General features: G+C 64.5%; 17 protein-coding genes and 1 pseudogene. 14 read left to right on the forward strand and 4 right to left on the reverse strand.

Going from position 1 to position 14,929, the window contains the following annotated elements; translation table 11 throughout:
• Positions 1-230: 230 nt before the first annotated feature.
• Positions 231-761 carry a DUF3617 domain-containing protein gene (locus FXV83_RS38780; protein ID WP_148745269.1) on the reverse strand — a complete coding sequence of 177 codons (531 nt, stop codon included), beginning with the start codon at positions 759-761 and terminating at the stop codon, positions 231-233.
• A gap of 56 nt (positions 762-817) precedes the next feature.
• A complete protein-coding gene (locus tag FXV83_RS38785; RefSeq protein ID WP_148745271.1) occupies positions 818-1,123 on the reverse strand; it encodes a hypothetical protein in 306 nt (101 codons plus the stop codon).
• Between the two features lie 182 nt (positions 1,124-1,305).
• On the opposite strand from FXV83_RS38785, the gene FXV83_RS38790 reads away from it, so the two are divergent.
• The 4 genes from FXV83_RS38790 to FXV83_RS38805 all read left to right on the forward strand — a co-directional run bounded on the left by FXV83_RS38790 (position 1,306) and on the right by FXV83_RS38805 (position 4,029).
• Positions 1,306-1,770: a hypothetical protein gene (locus FXV83_RS38790; RefSeq protein ID WP_148745273.1), complete on the forward strand. Its 465-nt coding sequence runs from the start codon at positions 1,306-1,308 to the stop codon at positions 1,768-1,770.
• A gap of 105 nt (positions 1,771-1,875) precedes the next feature.
• Positions 1,876-2,568 carry a ribonuclease T2 family protein gene (locus FXV83_RS38795; RefSeq protein ID WP_148745275.1) on the forward strand — a complete coding sequence of 231 codons (693 nt, stop codon included), beginning with the start codon at positions 1,876-1,878 and terminating at the stop codon, positions 2,566-2,568.
• Between the two features lie 134 nt (positions 2,569-2,702).
• Positions 2,703-3,563 carry a 23S rRNA (adenine(2030)-N(6))-methyltransferase RlmJ gene (locus FXV83_RS38800; protein WP_148745277.1) on the forward strand — a complete coding sequence of 287 codons (861 nt, stop codon included), beginning with the start codon at positions 2,703-2,705 and terminating at the stop codon, positions 3,561-3,563.
• Positions 3,564-3,813: 250 nt separating this feature from the next.
• The gene (locus FXV83_RS38805; protein ID WP_028176631.1) at positions 3,814-4,029 is read left to right on the forward strand and encodes a cold-shock protein; all 216 of its coding nucleotides are present in this window, start codon (positions 3,814-3,816) and stop codon (positions 4,027-4,029) included.
• 75 nt (positions 4,030-4,104) lie between these two features.
• On the opposite strand, the gene FXV83_RS38810 is transcribed toward FXV83_RS38805, so the two are convergent.
• Positions 4,105-4,728, reverse strand: a complete 624-nt coding sequence (locus FXV83_RS38810; RefSeq protein ID WP_187436465.1) for an outer membrane protein — start codon at positions 4,726-4,728, stop codon at positions 4,105-4,107.
• A gap of 251 nt (positions 4,729-4,979) precedes the next feature.
• Here FXV83_RS38810 and uvrC point away from each other — a divergent pair, with 251 nt between their 5' ends.
• The 9 genes and pseudogenes from uvrC to FXV83_RS38855 all read left to right on the forward strand — a co-directional run bounded on the left by uvrC (position 4,980) and on the right by FXV83_RS38855 (position 13,256).
• Entirely contained in the window at positions 4,980-7,043 is a 2,064-nt protein-coding gene (gene uvrC, locus FXV83_RS38815) for an excinuclease ABC subunit UvrC (protein ID WP_148745279.1), read from the forward strand.
• Between the two features lie 98 nt (positions 7,044-7,141).
• Positions 7,142-7,759 (forward strand): CDP-diacylglycerol--glycerol-3-phosphate 3-phosphatidyltransferase, encoded by a 618-nt coding sequence (pgsA, locus tag FXV83_RS38820; protein ID WP_148745281.1) that lies wholly within the window; start codon positions 7,142-7,144, stop codon positions 7,757-7,759.
• Positions 7,756-8,007, forward strand: coding sequence for a molybdopterin converting factor subunit 1 (gene moaD, locus FXV83_RS38825; RefSeq protein ID WP_148745283.1), 252 nt, complete (start codon positions 7,756-7,758; stop codon positions 8,005-8,007). The genes pgsA and moaD overlap by 4 nt, the downstream gene beginning before the upstream one ends.
• A 4-nt stretch (positions 8,008-8,011) precedes the next feature.
• Positions 8,012-8,479 (forward strand): molybdenum cofactor biosynthesis protein MoaE, encoded by a 468-nt coding sequence (locus FXV83_RS38830; RefSeq protein ID WP_148745285.1) that lies wholly within the window; start codon positions 8,012-8,014, stop codon positions 8,477-8,479.
• Positions 8,479-9,438, forward strand: a complete 960-nt coding sequence (prmB, locus tag FXV83_RS38835; RefSeq protein WP_148745287.1) for a 50S ribosomal protein L3 N(5)-glutamine methyltransferase — start codon at positions 8,479-8,481, stop codon at positions 9,436-9,438. The genes FXV83_RS38830 and prmB overlap by 1 nt, the downstream gene beginning before the upstream one ends.
• Positions 9,439-9,524: 86 nt before the next feature.
• Positions 9,525-10,127: a phage holin family protein gene (locus FXV83_RS38840; protein WP_148745289.1), complete on the forward strand. Its 603-nt coding sequence runs from the start codon at positions 9,525-9,527 to the stop codon at positions 10,125-10,127.
• A pseudogene (locus tag FXV83_RS38845) lies at positions 10,128-10,777 on the forward strand (YihY/virulence factor BrkB family protein); the annotation flags it as partial.
• A gap of 136 nt (positions 10,778-10,913) precedes the next feature.
• Positions 10,914-12,386, forward strand: coding sequence for an EAL domain-containing protein (locus FXV83_RS38850; RefSeq protein ID WP_148745291.1), 1,473 nt, complete (start codon positions 10,914-10,916; stop codon positions 12,384-12,386).
• Between the two features lie 15 nt (positions 12,387-12,401).
• Complete coding sequence (locus FXV83_RS38855) at positions 12,402-13,256, forward strand: TIGR01459 family HAD-type hydrolase (protein WP_148745293.1); 855 nt, start codon at positions 12,402-12,404, stop codon at positions 13,254-13,256.
• 73 nt (positions 13,257-13,329) lie between these two features.
• Here FXV83_RS38855 and FXV83_RS38860 read toward each other — a convergent pair whose 3' ends face one another.
• Complete coding sequence (locus FXV83_RS38860) at positions 13,330-13,725, reverse strand: response regulator (RefSeq protein WP_027551917.1); 396 nt, start codon at positions 13,723-13,725, stop codon at positions 13,330-13,332.
• 230 nt (positions 13,726-13,955) lie between these two features.
• Between FXV83_RS38860 and FXV83_RS38865 the strand changes: the two genes are divergently transcribed.
• Positions 13,956-14,927 carry a bifunctional riboflavin kinase/FAD synthetase gene (locus FXV83_RS38865; RefSeq protein ID WP_148745295.1) on the forward strand — a complete coding sequence of 324 codons (972 nt, stop codon included), beginning with the start codon at positions 13,956-13,958 and terminating at the stop codon, positions 14,925-14,927.
• Positions 14,928-14,929: the final 2 nt, after the last annotated feature.

Raw genomic sequence — 14,929 nt, forward strand, 5'->3', positions numbered from 1 at the left:
ATTCACCGTGACGCGTTCAACGGCGCGCCGCAACAGCAGCGCCCCCTTTTCGCCAGTCGAGCATCGCCAAAGCGGCCGACTGACCAATCCATCTCTTCCATTGCGGCCATCCCTCTTGTCGACCGCACTGAAAGGAATCAGACTCGATTCCACCTTGGCAACAAAAAACTGTGTGTACGCCTTAGCCCACAAGGGGAGAGGGAGACAGCGCGAACAACGGCCACTGCCACCTACTTCGGCAGCAGCGCCTTCAGCTTGTCGACGTCGCGAACGTTCATCTTGAAGCCGCCGGGCATCACGATGTCGCCGGGCTTCTGGTCCGCCTTGCAGGCGCCTAGCCACTTGGCCTCGAGCGTCATGGTCGTATCGCGGCCCGCCGCGCCGACAGCGCCGCCTTGTGCGTGCGAGGAGGTCTTGACCGTGTAGGCCGAGTTGAAATCGCCTGTGATCTCGGCATGCGAGGTTGTGCTGATGCCGGCGACGTTGCACTCGGAATCGCTGACATAGCCGGTCGGGGTCTTCTTGATGTCCTGCTTGGCGCAGATCTGCTTGGCCATCGGAGAGACGTTGTTGTTCATCTCCTTGTCGACACTCTCGTCGGTGCAGTGCTGCATGGTCATTTCGGGCATCGCCGAGCCGGTTCGGACCATCTTCATCTCCCACAGACCGGCCTTGCGCACCGGCAAATCATCGGCGACCGCCGCGCCAGCGGACACAATCAGGCAAACGGCCGAACCGAGCAAAGCGAGCTTGCGCGTCATGCGAGAGGCTCCCGGCTGAGATGAGGCGACGTTATCTTGGCGTTACGAGAACCGCCTCAGTAGAGCGTGCGGATCGGCTGGTCGGCGGCACCATAGGGCACCCAGCGGCAGGAAAACGAGATGTAGCCGCCGTCATAGCCCTGCACCGCGAGGAATTTGGCCACCTTGCCGTACCGCGCGCAGTGATCGACCGCGACCTGCCGGGCGTCGACCTGCGTCGCCGTCGAATAGGCGATGATGCCGCCGGTGTCATTGCCCTTGAACGGCGGCACCGGAAGGATATCGGCACGTGCCGACTGGCTCGCCAACGCACCCGAGACAACCAGGCTGGCAAGAAGGCCCGCGGCCGCAATGATTCGCATTCCCGTCACTCCAATTGGTTGGAGACAGCTTACGGTGCCGGCGCGGCGCTGAAAAGAACGGAAGGCCCCTCTGCCGTGCCATCGCGGTCAACTCGTCGGCAAGTGTTGCCGCGCTGCACTTGACCTCCCCCGGCCTTCACGGCACCGTCCGTCCCTCGCAGATCATGCTGTCTGGATTGTCCATGCGCGCCCTTTCCTCCCTGACATCGCTCCGTTTTGCCGCTTTGCTCGGCCTCATGCTCGGGGCGCTGTCGCTCAATGAGGCTAGGGCCGGCAATCCGCTGGAGCTGAATTTCTGGCTGAGCGGACCGCGCTACGACGGCAACGTCGCCGATTGCGACAAGGCGCTGCCGACGATCGCCAACCAGTTCTGGGAGAAGGAAAGCTCGTTCTGGAATTCCTCGTTGAAGATCACGGGCTTCGCCGCCGTTCGCGAGACCGCGTTCCGGCCCTGGCAGTCCGACAATATTCCGCGCCGTTACTGCACGGGCGAAGCCATGCTCAATGACGGCAAGATGCGCAAGGTGCACTTCTCGATCATCGAGGACGGCGGCTTCGCCGGCTACGGCAATGGCGTCGAATGGTGCGTGGTCGGGCTCGACCGCAACTGGGCGTACAACCCGGCCTGCCGGGCGGCCAAGCCCTGATTCGCGAGCGGCTCGCCACGGACGGCGCGCCGCTCGAAATTTGTTCTTGAAATGTTCCTATCGCCTGCTAGGCTGGCTTGCACAGTCTAGTTGAGGGGCGTCGCCATGTTTCATTCCAGATTGCGTTCGTTTTCCCGCCTGATGCTCTCGCTCACCCTGGCCGCCGGGCTGGTCTTTGTCGCCGCAAGCGCGTGGGCGCAGGACAAACGGCAGAATGCGCCGGGCGAGTTCGATTTCTACGTGCTGTCGCTGTCCTGGTCGCCCTCCTTCTGCGAAGAAGCCGCCGAACGCGGCGGACGTTCGCAGATCCAGTGCGGCGGACGGCCATATGCCTTCGTGGTGCACGGCCTGTGGCCGCAATATGAAAACGGCTTCCCCGAATACTGCCAGCGGCCGGCGCCGCGGCTCAACCGCAGCATCGTCTCCTCGATGCTCGATCTGATGCCTGCACCGGGCCTGATATTCAACGAATGGGACAAGCACGGCACCTGCGCCGGGCTGACCGACCGCAACTATTTCGAGACGGTCCGAAAGGCCCGTGCCGCGATCAAGATTCCGGCCGAGTATCTCGACCTGTCGCAGGCCAAGACGGTGGCCCCGGCCGAGGTCGAGGAGGCCTTCATCAAGGCCAATCCGGGCTTGAGCAATGCCGCCATCTCGGTCACCTGCAACCGGACGCGGCTCTCCGAGGTCCGCGTCTGCCTCAGCAAGGACCTGCAATTCCGCGCCTGCGAAGAGAACGATCGCCGCGCCTGCCGCCGCGACCAGGTGACGATGCCGCCGATCAGGGGTGGGTAGAGCAGGCCCAACTGCCGTCATGCCCGGGCTCGTCCCGGGCATCCACGTCCTTCGTTGCGCGTGGATGGCCGGGACAAGCCCGGCCATGACGAGTAGAAGATGCTGCGCATTCTCTCTTGTGAGCCGCACATCTCATGAATTACCGCCACGCCTACCATGCCGGCAGCTTCGCCGATGTCATCAAGCACATCGTGCTGGCGCGCATCCTGACCTATCTGCAGGACAAGCCGGGCGCGTTCCGCGTCATCGACACGCATGCCGGCGCCGGCCTCTATGATCTCGAAAGCGACGAGGCGCGGCGCGGCGGCGAATGGCTGACGGGTATCGCACGGTTGATGCAGGCTCGCTTGTCGAACGAAAGCCTCGCGCTGACCAAGCCCTATCTCGACATCGTCCGCGCTTTCAATCCGAAGGGCGAGCTCAAGGCCTATCCGGGCTCGCCGCTGATCGCGCGCGGCTTGATGCGGCCGCAGGACCGCCTCGTCGCCTGCGAACTCGAGCCGAAGGCGCGCAAGGCGCTGATCGACGTGCTGCGGCGCGACGAACAGGCCCGCGTGGTCGATCTCGATGGCTGGGTCGCGCTGCCGGCATTCGTGCCGCCGAAGGAGCGGCGCGGGCTCGTGCTGATCGATCCGTCCTTCGAGGCAAAGGACGAGTTCGAACGGCTTGGCGAGGCCTTCTCCACAGCCTTCGCGAAATGGCCGACAGGTATCTATGTAATCTGGTACCCGGCCAAGAGCCGCCGCGCCACAGATGCGCTGGCGCAACTGGTGGCGCGGGCCGCTGCTGCAGCAAAGCCGCCGGGCAAATGCCTGCGGCTCGAATTCAGCGCGGCGCCGCAGGTTGACGGCGCGGCCCTCACCTCCACCGGACTGCTGATCGTCAATCCGCCCTATACGCTGCATGGCGAGCTCAAGACGATCCTTCCCGAACTGGAAGTACCGCTCGGCCAGGGCGGCGCGGCGCGCTTCCGGTTGGACGTCCCAAAGCCGTAAGGCTCCGGCAGTCTTGGGAAAAATATGCAGTAGCGGTAGTCAATCTGCAAAGAACCGTATTATGCTGTTTCCGTGACTGGCTTTACGTTCCGCTTCCGCGAATGGTTGCGGCGGAGTGAAGGCCTAAGAAAGATCCAGTCGGACCGAATGGTCTGCCCAAGGATGGCCAGCTCCCGGGCTTCGTAACGCCCGGTCATGCCGTGACGTGCGTCTGCGTCGCGGCGGAGGAGCAATGAGGGGGAGTTTCCCGATGGCCATGACGGGAACGGTCAAGTTCTTTAACGGCGAGCGCGGCTACGGCTTCATCAAGCCGGACGACGGCGGTCGCGATGTCTTCGTTCACATCACTGCTGTGGAGCGAGCGGGACTGAAGGACCTTGCCGAAGGACAGCGTATCACATTCGAAGTCGAACCGGACAAGAAGGGTAAGGGCCCGAAAGCGGTCAACCTGGTCATCCTCGCCTAGCGAGCCTGACGCAAAAAAAAATCCCGGCCGCATGCGGCCGGGAAGCTGAAGGTCCGGTATTTTCTTCTTTAGCTATCAGAAGTGATAGTTCACGCCCGCGCGCACGACGCTGGCGCTATAGCCGTTCGACACGCCTGTAATTGCGAACTGACTCGTCGACAGATCGATGTAGAGATATTCGAGCTTGGCGCTCCAGTTCGGCGCAAAGCCGACTTCCGCGCCGGCACCAATGGTCCAGCCGGCGGTGGTGTGCGATTCCGTCCAGCCAAAGGTCTGCGCGCGCAACTCGCCGAAGGCCAGACCAGCGGTACCGTAGAACAGCACGTTGCTGAGGGCATAGCCGGCGCGGCCGCGCAGGGTGCCGAACCAGGGATTGGAGAACTTCCACGGCGCGAAAGTATCGTCGGCGCCGGCTGCCTGGATGTCGCCCTCGACGCCGAACACCCACGGGCCGTTCTGGAAATTGTAGCCGGCCTGTACGCCGCCGACGAAGCCAGAGGGCTTTGCGGGATTGTTGTCCACGGATCCCCATTCATAGCCGACGTTGGCGCCGAGATACGGACCAGCCCAGCTGTAGGCGTTGAGCGGCTGATTGACGGTATAGGGAGCGCGCTGCCCGTAGTTGAGATCGGCGGCATCTGCCGAAGCTGTCCAGCCGGCAGCAACCAACGCGGCTGCGCCCACAACCAACCCCTTCATCACACTCTCCAACGCAACTGCCGCAGCCCGTGCGATGCCTGCGCCGCCGCGCAAGGCAAACTGCATGGTTACGGAACCAAGAACTTTTTGCATAAGATTTATCGAGAGTTTTAGGTTAAAGGGCTGTTAAGTCCGGTTACCGCGCTGTTAACAGACTTAAGGAAGCGTTACCGGGAACTGTGCGCCGCCATCCTGTGCGCGCGGCACGGCCGGAACTTCAAATCGGCGCTCCCAGCACCTAAATTCGTCGCATGGTTCACGATTCCAAAGACAATCCGGACGACACACGCGCGCGCAAACCCGAACGCGGCAGCGCGCCGGACGCCCCGCCCGAGGCGCTGACGCCGCCGGACCTCGATCCCGCCACCGCAAACGGTGACGAGGAGGACGATTCACGGCTGCCGGACATCCTGGAAGAGAGCGGCGCAGTCGGCGACGAGCCGTTGGCGACTGGCCATGGCGCGATCGAGCGCGCGGTCCGGTTCGCTCCCACCTCGCCCGGCGTCTATCGCATGCTCAATGCGAACAGCGATGTGCTCTATGTCGGCAAGGCCAAGAACGTCAAAAAGCGGCTGTCGAACTACGCGCGCCTCAGTGCGCCCCAGCCGGCGCGTATCCTGCGCATGATCGCCGCCACGGTTTCCGTGGAGATCGTCTCGACCACGACCGAGACCGAAGCGCTGCTGCTCGAGGCCAACCTGATCAAGCAGCTCCGGCCGCGCTTCAACGTGCAGCTTCGCGACGACAAGTCGTTTCCCTATATCCTGATCACCGGCGACCATTGGGCGCCGCAGATCCTGAAGCATCGGGGCGCGCAGAGCCGACCCGGGCGCTATTTCGGCCCGTTTGCCTCGGCCGGCGCCGTCAACCGCACCATCACGGCGTTGCAGCGCGCCTTCCTGATCCGCTCCTGCACCGACTCGTTCTTCGAGAGCCGCAGCCGGCCCTGCCTGCTCTACCAGATCCGCCGCTGCGCCGGTCCCTGCACCCGCGAGATCGATTTTCCCGGCTATACGACGCTGGTGCGCGAGGCGACCGACTTCCTGTCAGGCAAGAGCCAGGCGGTGAAGCAGGAACTCGCAGGCGAGATGGAGAAGGCCTCAAGCGAGCTCGAATTCGAGAGCGCTGCGCTCTACCGCGACCGCCTCGCAGCACTGTCGGCGATCCAGTCGCAGCAGGGCATCAATCCGCGCACGGTGGAGGAAGCCGACGTGTTCGCCATCCACCAGGAGGGCGGCTTCTCCTGCGTCGAAGTATTCTTCTTCCGCACCGGACAGAACTGGGGCAACCGCGCCTATTTTCCGCGCGCGGAGAAAACCTTCACGCCGGAAGAGGTGCTGGGCTCCTTCCTCGCCCAGTTCTATGACGACAAGCCGCCGCCGAAACTCATCCTGCTCTCGCACGAGATCGAGGAGAGCGAGCTGCTTGCCAACGCGCTGTCGATCAAGGCCGGCCACAAGATCGAGGTCACGGCCCCGAAGCGCGGCGAGAAGAAAGAACTCGTCACCCACGCCCTGACCAACGCGCGCGAGGCGCTCGGCCGCAAGCTCGCGGACACCGCGACCCAGGGCCGTCTATTGGAGGCCATGGCCGCGACACTGAGCCTGCCGCATCCGCCGAAGCGGATCGAGGTCTACGACAACAGCCACATCCAGGGCACCAATGCGGTCGGCGCTATGATCGTCGCCGGCCCGGACGGCTTCGTGAAGAACCAGTATCGCAAGTTCAACATCAAGTCCGAAGGGCTCACGCCTGGCGACGACTACGGCATGATGCGCGAGGTGCTGGAGCGCCGATTCAAGCGCCTCATCAATCCGCCCGAAGAGAGTGCGGCTAAGACCAAGGACGACGATTTTCCGCAATGGCCCGACCTCGTGATCATCGACGGCGGCCGCGGCCAGCTCAATGCGGTGCGCGAGATCTTCGCAGGCCTCGGGCTGACCCAGGTCTCGCTGATGTCGGTGGCCAAGGGGCCGGACCGCGATGCCGGCCGCGAGACCTTATTCATGCCGGAGCGCGAGGCGATCAAGCTGGAGCCGCGCGACCCCGTCCTCTATTTCATCCAGAGGCTGCGGGACGAGGCCCACCGCTTCGTCATCGGCTCGCACCGGAAGCTCCGCAAGAAGGACATCCGCGAGGCCGGGTTGCAGGAGATTCCGGGTATCGGTCCATCACGCAAGCGTGCCTTGCTGCACCATTTCGGAACCCTGAAGGAGATCGAACGGGCCTCGATCGTCGATCTGGGCAAGGTTCCGGGCGTGAGTGCCGAAAGCGCACGCAGGATCTTCGAGTATTTCCATCCCCAACCGGGATGAATTAAAGGGGGGCCGCGGTCATATGGGCGTCGTATCCCGCGTCTCATTTGGGGAGCGGGACGGTTGACCTTCAGGCTGCAGCGGTATTGGTAGGACGGATGAACATCGCCACCACACGAGGGACGACCAGCCGCGCGATGTCCCTCCCGAACATCCTGACGTACGGCCGGATCGCCGCGATCCCGGTCGTGGTCGGGTGCATCTACGCACAGTCGATCATGGACGGCCCGCTCTGGCTGCGCTGGGTTGCGGTGGCTATTTTTATCGGCGCCGCGGTGACTGATTACCTCGACGGTTATTATGCGCGGATCTGGAATCAGCAATCGGCATTCGGCCGAATGCTCGATCCGATCGCCGACAAGCTGCTGGTCGCCTCTTGCCTGCTGATGCTGGCCGCGGACGGCATCATTCATGGCTGGTCGCTGTGGGCTGCCATCGTGATCCTGTGCCGCGAGATCCTGGTTTCGGGCCTTCGGGAATATCTGGCGGCGCTGCGCGTCAGCGTGCCCGTCACAAAACTCGCCAAATGGAAGACGACGGTTCAGCTCGTCGCGATCGGCTTCCTGCTTGCTGGCGAAGCCGGCGACCAGGTCGTGCCGGTGGTCACGCAGATCGGCCTGTTGCTGCTGTGGGCCTCGGCACTCCTCACCATGTACACCGGCTACGACTATTTCCGTGCCGGCATCCATCACCTCATCAAGGAGGATGAAGGATGAAGCTGAAATACTTCGCCTGGGTGCGCGAGCGGATCGGCAAGGCCGAGGAGACCATCGAGCCGCCGGCGACCGTACGGACCGTGGAGGAATTGATCGCCTGGCTGTCCGGCCGGAGCGAGGCCTATGCCTATGCATTCGAGAAGCCGAAGGTGATCCGCGCCGCGATCGACCACGCCCATGTCAGGCCGGACGCCGCGATCGCGGGCGCCCGCGAGATCGCGTTCTTCCCGCCGATGACCGGCGGTTAGACGCATGAGCGGCCCCGTCACCATCCGCATCCAGGAGGACGATTTCGACGTCGCGCGCGAGATCGCGAGCCTGACCGCGGGCCGCACCGATATCGGCGCCGTCGTGAGCTTCTCGGGCATCTGCCGCGGCGACGAGGACAGCGCCAGGATTGCGGCGCTCACGCTCGAACATTATCCAGGTATGGCCGAGGAAGAGATCAAGCGCCATGTCGACGAGGCTACGTCGCGCTGGCCGCTCAGCGGCGTCACCATCATCCACCGCGTCGGCCGCTTCACGCCCGGACAGAACATCGTGCTGGTGCTGACCGCCTCGCAACATCGCCAGGCGGCGTTCGAGGCGGCTGAGTTCCTGATGGATTACCTCAAGACCAACGCGCCGTTCTGGAAGAAGCAAGAGAGCGCCACCGGCGCCGGCTGGGTCGAGGCCCAGGCCCGCGACGACGAAGCCGCCGCACGCTGGACCCGATCCTGATGGCAACGACTTCGAAAAAGACCCTGCGCGGCCGCGCCGCGCCAAAGCTCGCGAAGGTGGGCCGCGGCGAGCTCCTCACCCTCATCGATTTTGTCCGTTATGCGGTAAGCCGCTTTGTCGAAGCCAGGATCGCCTTTGCGCACGGCACGACCGATCCGGTCGCCGAAGCGGCGTTCCTGGTCTGCGAGGCCCTGCATCTGCATCCCGATCAGTTCGAGGCCTTCGCCCACGCCCGCGTCACATCAGCGGAAGGCAAGACCATCCTCGATCTCATCCATAAGCGCGTTACCACGCGCAAACCGGCCGCCTATCTCGTCAACAAGATCTACATGCGCGGCCTGCCCTTCTATGTCGACGAACGCGTCATCGTTCCGCGTTCTTTCATCGGCGAGCTCATGGAGTCGCATTTCGGCGGCGATGGCGAGGCCGGTTCGCTGATCGACGACCCAACGGCCGTCGAACGGGTGCTCGATCTCTGCACGGGATCGGGCTGCCTGGCGATCCTCGCCGCGCATCATTTCCCGAACGCCGCGGTCGATGCCGTCGATATCTCCAAGGGCGCGCTCGAAGTTGCGACGCGCAATGTCAGCGAGCACGGGCTCGACGAGCGGATCACGCTCCATCGCGGTGACCTGTTCGCGCCGCTCGGCAATGCGCGCTACGACCTGATCATCACCAACCCGCCGTATGTGGATGCTGAGGGCATGGCGGCGCTGCCGCCGGAGTGCCGCGCAGAACCAAAGCTCGCTTTCGACGGCGGCGCCGACGGCCTCGACGTGGTCCGCCGCATCCTGCGCGACGCCCCTGACCATCTCACGCCGGATGGCGGCCTGCTCTGCGAGATCGGCCGCGGCCGCGAATTGGTCGACGAGGCCTTTCCGGAGCTGCCGCTGCTCTGGCTCGACACCGAAGAGTCCGAGGGCGAAGTGTTCTGGATCGCGGCAGCCGATCTCGCCTGATCCCACGACAGCCGCGCCTCCTCGGAACAAGTCAAATTCCGCCACGTTCATCCACCGACGAATGTCTCGCATCGGAGGATGTCCGCATGCTTGCGCCATCGGGCGAATTGCTGCGCGCCGGCGTGGCGCTCAAGCTCAACCACCTCAAGCGCGCCACACGATCCTATCTGCGCGACCGCACCAATGAGGCCACGGGACGTGCGACGTCTTACGCGGTTGCGGCGGGACTGCTCGCGGTGGCGGGCATGTTCGTCGTCGCAGCCTTGTTCGTCGGCCTGATCGCCTTGTACCGCTGGGCAGCAATCACGTACGGACAATTCTGGGGCTTGGGCGCAGTCGGCGCGGTGCTGCTGGTGCTGGCCGCCGCCTGCGCCGGCGTGGCCATGGCTCAGATCAGGCGCAAGCCCAAGCCGATCGTGCCGCTCGCCAGCCGCCTGCGCGCGGCGATCGCCACCCCGCGGATTCCGCGAGGAACTATGAAGCAGGCGGTGAAAGAGGTCGCGACGACGATTCCTCTGGTGCCGCTCGCACCGGGCGAAGGCGGCCATGGCGGCAAGGCCTGGTCGGGGAAGTCTTGGCCGGTTCGTTCCAACCGGTCCGTGCAGCTTGGCCTGATGCTCGCGGCTGTTGGGCTGGTGGGATTAACGGCGGCGCGCCGGCGGCGTCACCGGCACGGAGTGGATACCTAAATGCGTGCGCGGCACTCCGAGCAGATCGACAGCTGGCTGCTTGTGGTAGCTACGACGGTGTTCGTGCTGACCGCGGAACGGTATTTCCAGGAGTCCGGCCTGATCCGGCCGGGGCGTCCGCGAGACCACCTTAACAGTGAGGCAAATTCGCCCGAAACGAGTCCGGCGGGCGCAGCGATGCAGCCCGACCGCGGCCGCCGCGCCAAAAGCCCGTTCGCGATCCCCTGGGCGGGCTGGAAGGATATTTTCTGGCGCACTTATCAGCGCATCGACGACGATCGCCTGCTCGCGACCGCGGGCGGCGTCGTCTTCTTCGGGCTGCTGGCGATCTTCCCCGCCGTGACCGCGGTGGTCTCATCCTACGGCCTGTTCGCCGAACCCTCGACCATCAGCGCCAATTTGCACATGCTGGCGATGATGCTGCCCGAGGGCGCGTTTCAGATCGTCGAGGACCAGGTCGGGCGCGTGGTGTCGCATCGCAATACGGCGCTCGGCATCACCTTCCTCTTTGGTCTCGTGCTCGCGGTCTGGAGCGCCAATGCCGGCGTCAAAGCCATCTTCGATGCCCTCAACGTCGCCTATGAGGAGCGCGAGAAGCGCAGCTTCGTCCGCTGAACATGGTGTCGCTAGCCTTCACGGTCGGCGGCATCGCGGGCTGCTATCCCCTCGAATCAACAATGATGTTAAGGTCCGCTTGCTTGGGGGAGCATGAGACGTCACGGCGCCGGACCAAGGCCCGTGCTTTCCCGGGGTGAGGCAGTCAGCACTTGAGGCATAACGCGCGGCATGATTCGCATTTCGACGATCTTCATCGCCATCTGCATGGTTCTGGTCGCGGCCTCGCTCGGGCTTGTCCTCTACTCGGTCGCCGGCATCAGCGGAACCGAATCCGCCATCGTGGCGCTGACCGCGCTGACCTTCCTGATCCTCTACAACGCGGTGTCGATGCGGCTGCGCGACCGCAGCGACGTCGGCGGCCAGATCGCCGACCTCTCGCGCGGCACCGCCGACCTCGCCCGCCAGGTGGCCGAGTTCGGCCGCAGGCTCGCGGCGATCGAGGGGCGCATCGCCTCGGCCAATTCGACCCACTCCGACCGCATCCAGTCGGTGGTCGGCGAAATCAACGAGCTCGGCGGACTGGTCAGGCAGCTCGCCGCCACCGTGTCTACCCACGAGGACCTGCTGGCCGACGGAACGCCGGCTCCTATCCCGGTGACGAAGTCGCAACCGGAAGCGCCGATCGACTTGATGACAATGGCCGAGGAAAGGCCAGCAACGGCCGAGCAAAGGTTAGTTGCGCCGCAGCCGCTCCCGTCCGCGCCGCGGCCTGCGCCCGCACCGATGGTCCATGCCCCCGCTGGCGGACGCAACCAGACCCAGATGCTGGCCACGCTGCGCAACGCGATCGACGAGAACCGCATCGACATCTTCCTCCAGCCGATGGTGACGCTGCCGCAGCGCAAGGTGCGGTTCTATGAGGCGGTGACGCGGGCGCGCGACGAGCGCGACCAGTTGATCGCCGCCGAGGAATTCATCAGCATCGCCGAAGCCTCCGGCCTGATCGGGCGCATCGACACCATGGTGATGCTGCGCTGCGTGCAGGTGCTGCGCCGGCTGATGGTGCGCAACAAGGAGGTCGGCGTGTTCTGCAACGTCGCTTCCTCCACCCTCGGCAACTCCACCACCTTCGCGCAATGCCTCGATTTCCTCGAAGCCAACCGGGCACTGGCGCCGTCGCTGGTGCTGGAGTTCAAGCAATCGACCTTCCGCAATCTCGGCCCCGCCGAGACCGAGAATCTCGCCGCGCTCGCACAGCGCGGTTTCCGTTTCTCGATCGACCATGTCACGGATTTGCGGATCGAGCCGCGCGAGCTCGCTGACCGCGGCGTGCGCTTCATCAAGGTGCCGGCCACGCTGCTGCTCGACCCAAGGCAGGCCTCGACCTCCGACATCCACCCGTCCGATCTGTCGGACCTGCTCGGCCGCTTCGGCATCGATCTGATCGCCGAGCGGATCGAGGGCGAGCGCGCGGTGGTCGACCTGCTCGACTTTGACGTACGGTTCGGCCAGGGCTTTCTGTTCGCGCCGCCCCGGCCATTGCGGCCGGAGGGGGCATCTGCTACCGGCGGGGCCTCGCCGACCCAGGCGCAGGACACTCAGGGATCCAATGGCTCCGGGACACAAAGCCCAGGCGCGACGTCTACTGCGTCTCCGCCACAGCGTATCACCGGCAACGCGGCGCTCGCGCGCCGCGTCTGACGGGCCGCGCGCATCATGACGACGCTGCATTTCGCCGAAAGCCTGCGTGAGCTCGTGGGCGGTGTGGACGTCGTGCTCAGTGACATCTGGGGCGTGGTCCACAACGGCCTGGAATCCTTCCCCGAGGCCTGCGAGGCGCTGCACACCTATCGCAGCCACGGCGGTACGGTGATATTGATCACCAATGCGCCACGTCCCGCCGACTCCGTGCAGCGGCAATTGCGCAAGCTTGGCGTCGCCGACGAGACCTATGACGCGATCGTCTCTTCGGGCGACCTGACGCGCCTCTATGTCGCCGATCATCCCGGGCGCAAGATGTTCTGGCTCGGCCCCGAGCGCGACAACTCGATCTATCGCGGCCTCGATGCCATGCTCGCGCCGATGGAAGAGGCCGACTACATCGTCTGTACCGGCCTCTATGACGACGAGACCGAGACGGCGGAAGACTATCGCGGCATGATGCTCAAGGCGCGCGAGCGCAAGCTGACGCTGATCTGCGCCAATCCCGACATCGTAGTGGAGCGCGGCGACCGACTGATCTATTGCGCCGGCGCGATCGCCGAGCTCTATCGCGAGCTTGGCGGCGAAGTGATTTTCTACGGCAAGCCGCACCGGCCGATCTACGAGCGTGCGATGGCGCTTGCCGGCGAACGCCAGGGCCACCAGATCGACCGCAGACGCGTGCTGGCGATCGGCGATTCCGTCCGTACCGACCTCACCGGCGCGCGCGAATTCGGCATCGACTGCCTGTTCGTCACCCGCGGCATCCATTCCGAGGAATTCGAAGGCCTCGACCAGCTCGATCCGGCTTCCGTGGCGGAATTGTTCGGCCATCCGCCGAAGGCGCTGATGCGCGAATTGAAGTGGTGACTGCTTAGCCCAGCGCAAAAAGCCCGGGACAAGCGCCCGGGCATTCCGAATTCACCTCACGGCTTCGAGCGCTTTACGCGCTCGCCATGTCCGGGAAGACCGCCTCGATCTTGGTCTTCAGCGTTGCCGCGTTGAACGGCTTGACGATATAGTTATTCACCCCGGCCTTCTTGGCCGCGATCACGTTCTCGGTCTTGGATTCCGCCGTGATCATGATGAAGGGCGTGGTGGCGAGGTTGGGATCGGCCCGCACTTCGCGCAGGAGGTCATAACCCGTCATCGGCTCCATGTTCCAGTCGGAGATCACAAGCCCGTATTTCTTGCCACGCATCTTGTTGAGCGCCGCCGAGCCATCGCTGGCATCGTCGATGTTGTCAAAGCCAAGCTGCTTCAGCAGATTCCTGATGATACGGATCATGGTGCTGTAGTCGTCCACCACCAGAACCGGCATCGACAAATCAACCGCCATCTCGACTCCCCCAAACGCAAACCAAGGAATATTACGATCGGACCTGCCGGGACGGAGCCCAGCGGTTCCACGGTCAAGGACTAGCACCAAGGCGTTAAACAGCGCGTTAATTGGAGGGGCCCAGTAAGGATTGAAATCGTGTTCGATGCCGGCACATCCGCCCGCTTGACTTCATCCGGCCGGTCACGCCACGGTCCCGGCCCGTCCTGCCGGTTCGAGAAATTCCCCTGATGGCCCCGCATTTTACCGTTATCCGCGACACCACGCCGGATTCCGCGATTCCGCGGGGGGCCGTGGTCGCCATGGGCAATTTCGACGGCGTTCATCTCGGCCATCGCGCGGTGATCGCGGCCGCCCTTGAAATGGGCCGGGTGCATGGCCGCCCTGCGCTGGCATTGACCTTCGAGCCGCATCCGCGCCGGTTTTTTAGCCCCAACACCCCCCAGTTCCGCCTGACGGACGAGCCGGCGAAGCTGCGGCTGCTGGCCGGCACCGGGCTTGCCGGCGCCGTGGTCATGACCTTCGACAAGTCCCGCGCCGGGACCACTGCGCAAGACTTCATTCACCATGACCTGATCGGGCGCCTCGGGGTGAGCGGCATCGCCGTCGGCTACGACTTCCATTTCGGCAAGGGCCGGGTCGGCTCACCGAGCCTCCTCGTCAACGAGGCGCCCCGGCTCGGCATCGAGGTCGACGTCCAGCCGCACGTCGATATCGACGAACGGCCGGTCTCCTCCAGCGCTATCCGGATCGCGCTCGCCGAGGGGCTGCTCGACGAAGCCACCGCCATGCTGGGCGCGCCCTGGTTCATCACCGGCAAGGTCATCCACGGCGAAAAGCGCGGCCGCGACCTCGGTTATCCCACCGCCAATATCCGGTTGGACGCCAATTGCGGCCTGAAGCATGGCGTCTATGCGGTGCGGGTCGGCCGCGGCGCCGAGCGCCTGGACGGGGTCGCAAGTTTCGGCCGCCGTCCGACCTTCGACAATGGCGCGCCGCTGCTGGAGATCTTCTTGTTCGATTTCAAGGGCGACCTTTACGGGCAGGCGCTGGACTGCGCCTTTATCGGCTTTATCCGCGATGAGCTGAAATTCGACAGTCTCGAAGCCCTGATCCGCCGGATGGACGACGACTCCGCCCGCGCCCGCGCCATGCTGGCGGCCGCGCCGGACGCGTTTCCGCGGCTTGGCGTCATCGATTGAGG

It is taken from the genome of Bradyrhizobium hipponense (genome assembly GCF_008123965.1).
Lineage (GTDB): Bacteria > Pseudomonadota > Alphaproteobacteria > Rhizobiales > Xanthobacteraceae > Bradyrhizobium > Bradyrhizobium hipponense.

What these genes read in the sequence shown, in the direction of transcription:
- FXV83_RS38780 (WP_148745269.1), bottom strand. Translation starts at nt 761, where the DNA reads ATGACGCGCAAGCTCGCTTTGCTCGGTTCGGCCGTTTGCCTGATTGTG.
- FXV83_RS38785 (WP_148745271.1), bottom strand. Translation starts at nt 1,123, where the DNA reads ATGCGAATCATTGCGGCCGCGGGCCTTCTTGCCAGCCTGGTTGTCTCG.
- FXV83_RS38790 (WP_148745273.1), top strand. Translation starts at nt 1,306, where the DNA reads ATGCGCGCCCTTTCCTCCCTGACATCGCTCCGTTTTGCCGCTTTGCTC.
- FXV83_RS38795 (WP_148745275.1), top strand. Translation starts at nt 1,876, where the DNA reads ATGTTTCATTCCAGATTGCGTTCGTTTTCCCGCCTGATGCTCTCGCTC.
- FXV83_RS38800 (WP_148745277.1), top strand. Translation starts at nt 2,703, where the DNA reads ATGAATTACCGCCACGCCTACCATGCCGGCAGCTTCGCCGATGTCATC.
- FXV83_RS38805 (WP_028176631.1), top strand. Translation starts at nt 3,814, where the DNA reads ATGGCCATGACGGGAACGGTCAAGTTCTTTAACGGCGAGCGCGGCTAC.
- FXV83_RS38810 (WP_187436465.1), bottom strand. Translation starts at nt 4,728, where the DNA reads ATGAAGGGGTTGGTTGTGGGCGCAGCCGCGTTGGTTGCTGCCGGCTGG.
- uvrC (WP_148745279.1), top strand. Translation starts at nt 4,980, where the DNA reads ATGGTTCACGATTCCAAAGACAATCCGGACGACACACGCGCGCGCAAA.
- pgsA (WP_148745281.1), top strand. Translation starts at nt 7,142, where the DNA reads ATGAACATCGCCACCACACGAGGGACGACCAGCCGCGCGATGTCCCTC.
- moaD (WP_148745283.1), top strand. Translation starts at nt 7,756, where the DNA reads ATGAAGCTGAAATACTTCGCCTGGGTGCGCGAGCGGATCGGCAAGGCC.
- FXV83_RS38830 (WP_148745285.1), top strand. Translation starts at nt 8,012, where the DNA reads ATGAGCGGCCCCGTCACCATCCGCATCCAGGAGGACGATTTCGACGTC.
- prmB (WP_148745287.1), top strand. Translation starts at nt 8,479, where the DNA reads ATGGCAACGACTTCGAAAAAGACCCTGCGCGGCCGCGCCGCGCCAAAG.
- FXV83_RS38840 (WP_148745289.1), top strand. Translation starts at nt 9,525, where the DNA reads ATGCTTGCGCCATCGGGCGAATTGCTGCGCGCCGGCGTGGCGCTCAAG.
- FXV83_RS38850 (WP_148745291.1), top strand. Translation starts at nt 10,914, where the DNA reads ATGATTCGCATTTCGACGATCTTCATCGCCATCTGCATGGTTCTGGTC.
- FXV83_RS38855 (WP_148745293.1), top strand. Translation starts at nt 12,402, where the DNA reads ATGACGACGCTGCATTTCGCCGAAAGCCTGCGTGAGCTCGTGGGCGGT.
- FXV83_RS38860 (WP_027551917.1), bottom strand. Translation starts at nt 13,725, where the DNA reads ATGGCGGTTGATTTGTCGATGCCGGTTCTGGTGGTGGACGACTACAGC.
- FXV83_RS38865 (WP_148745295.1), top strand. Translation starts at nt 13,956, where the DNA reads ATGGCCCCGCATTTTACCGTTATCCGCGACACCACGCCGGATTCCGCG.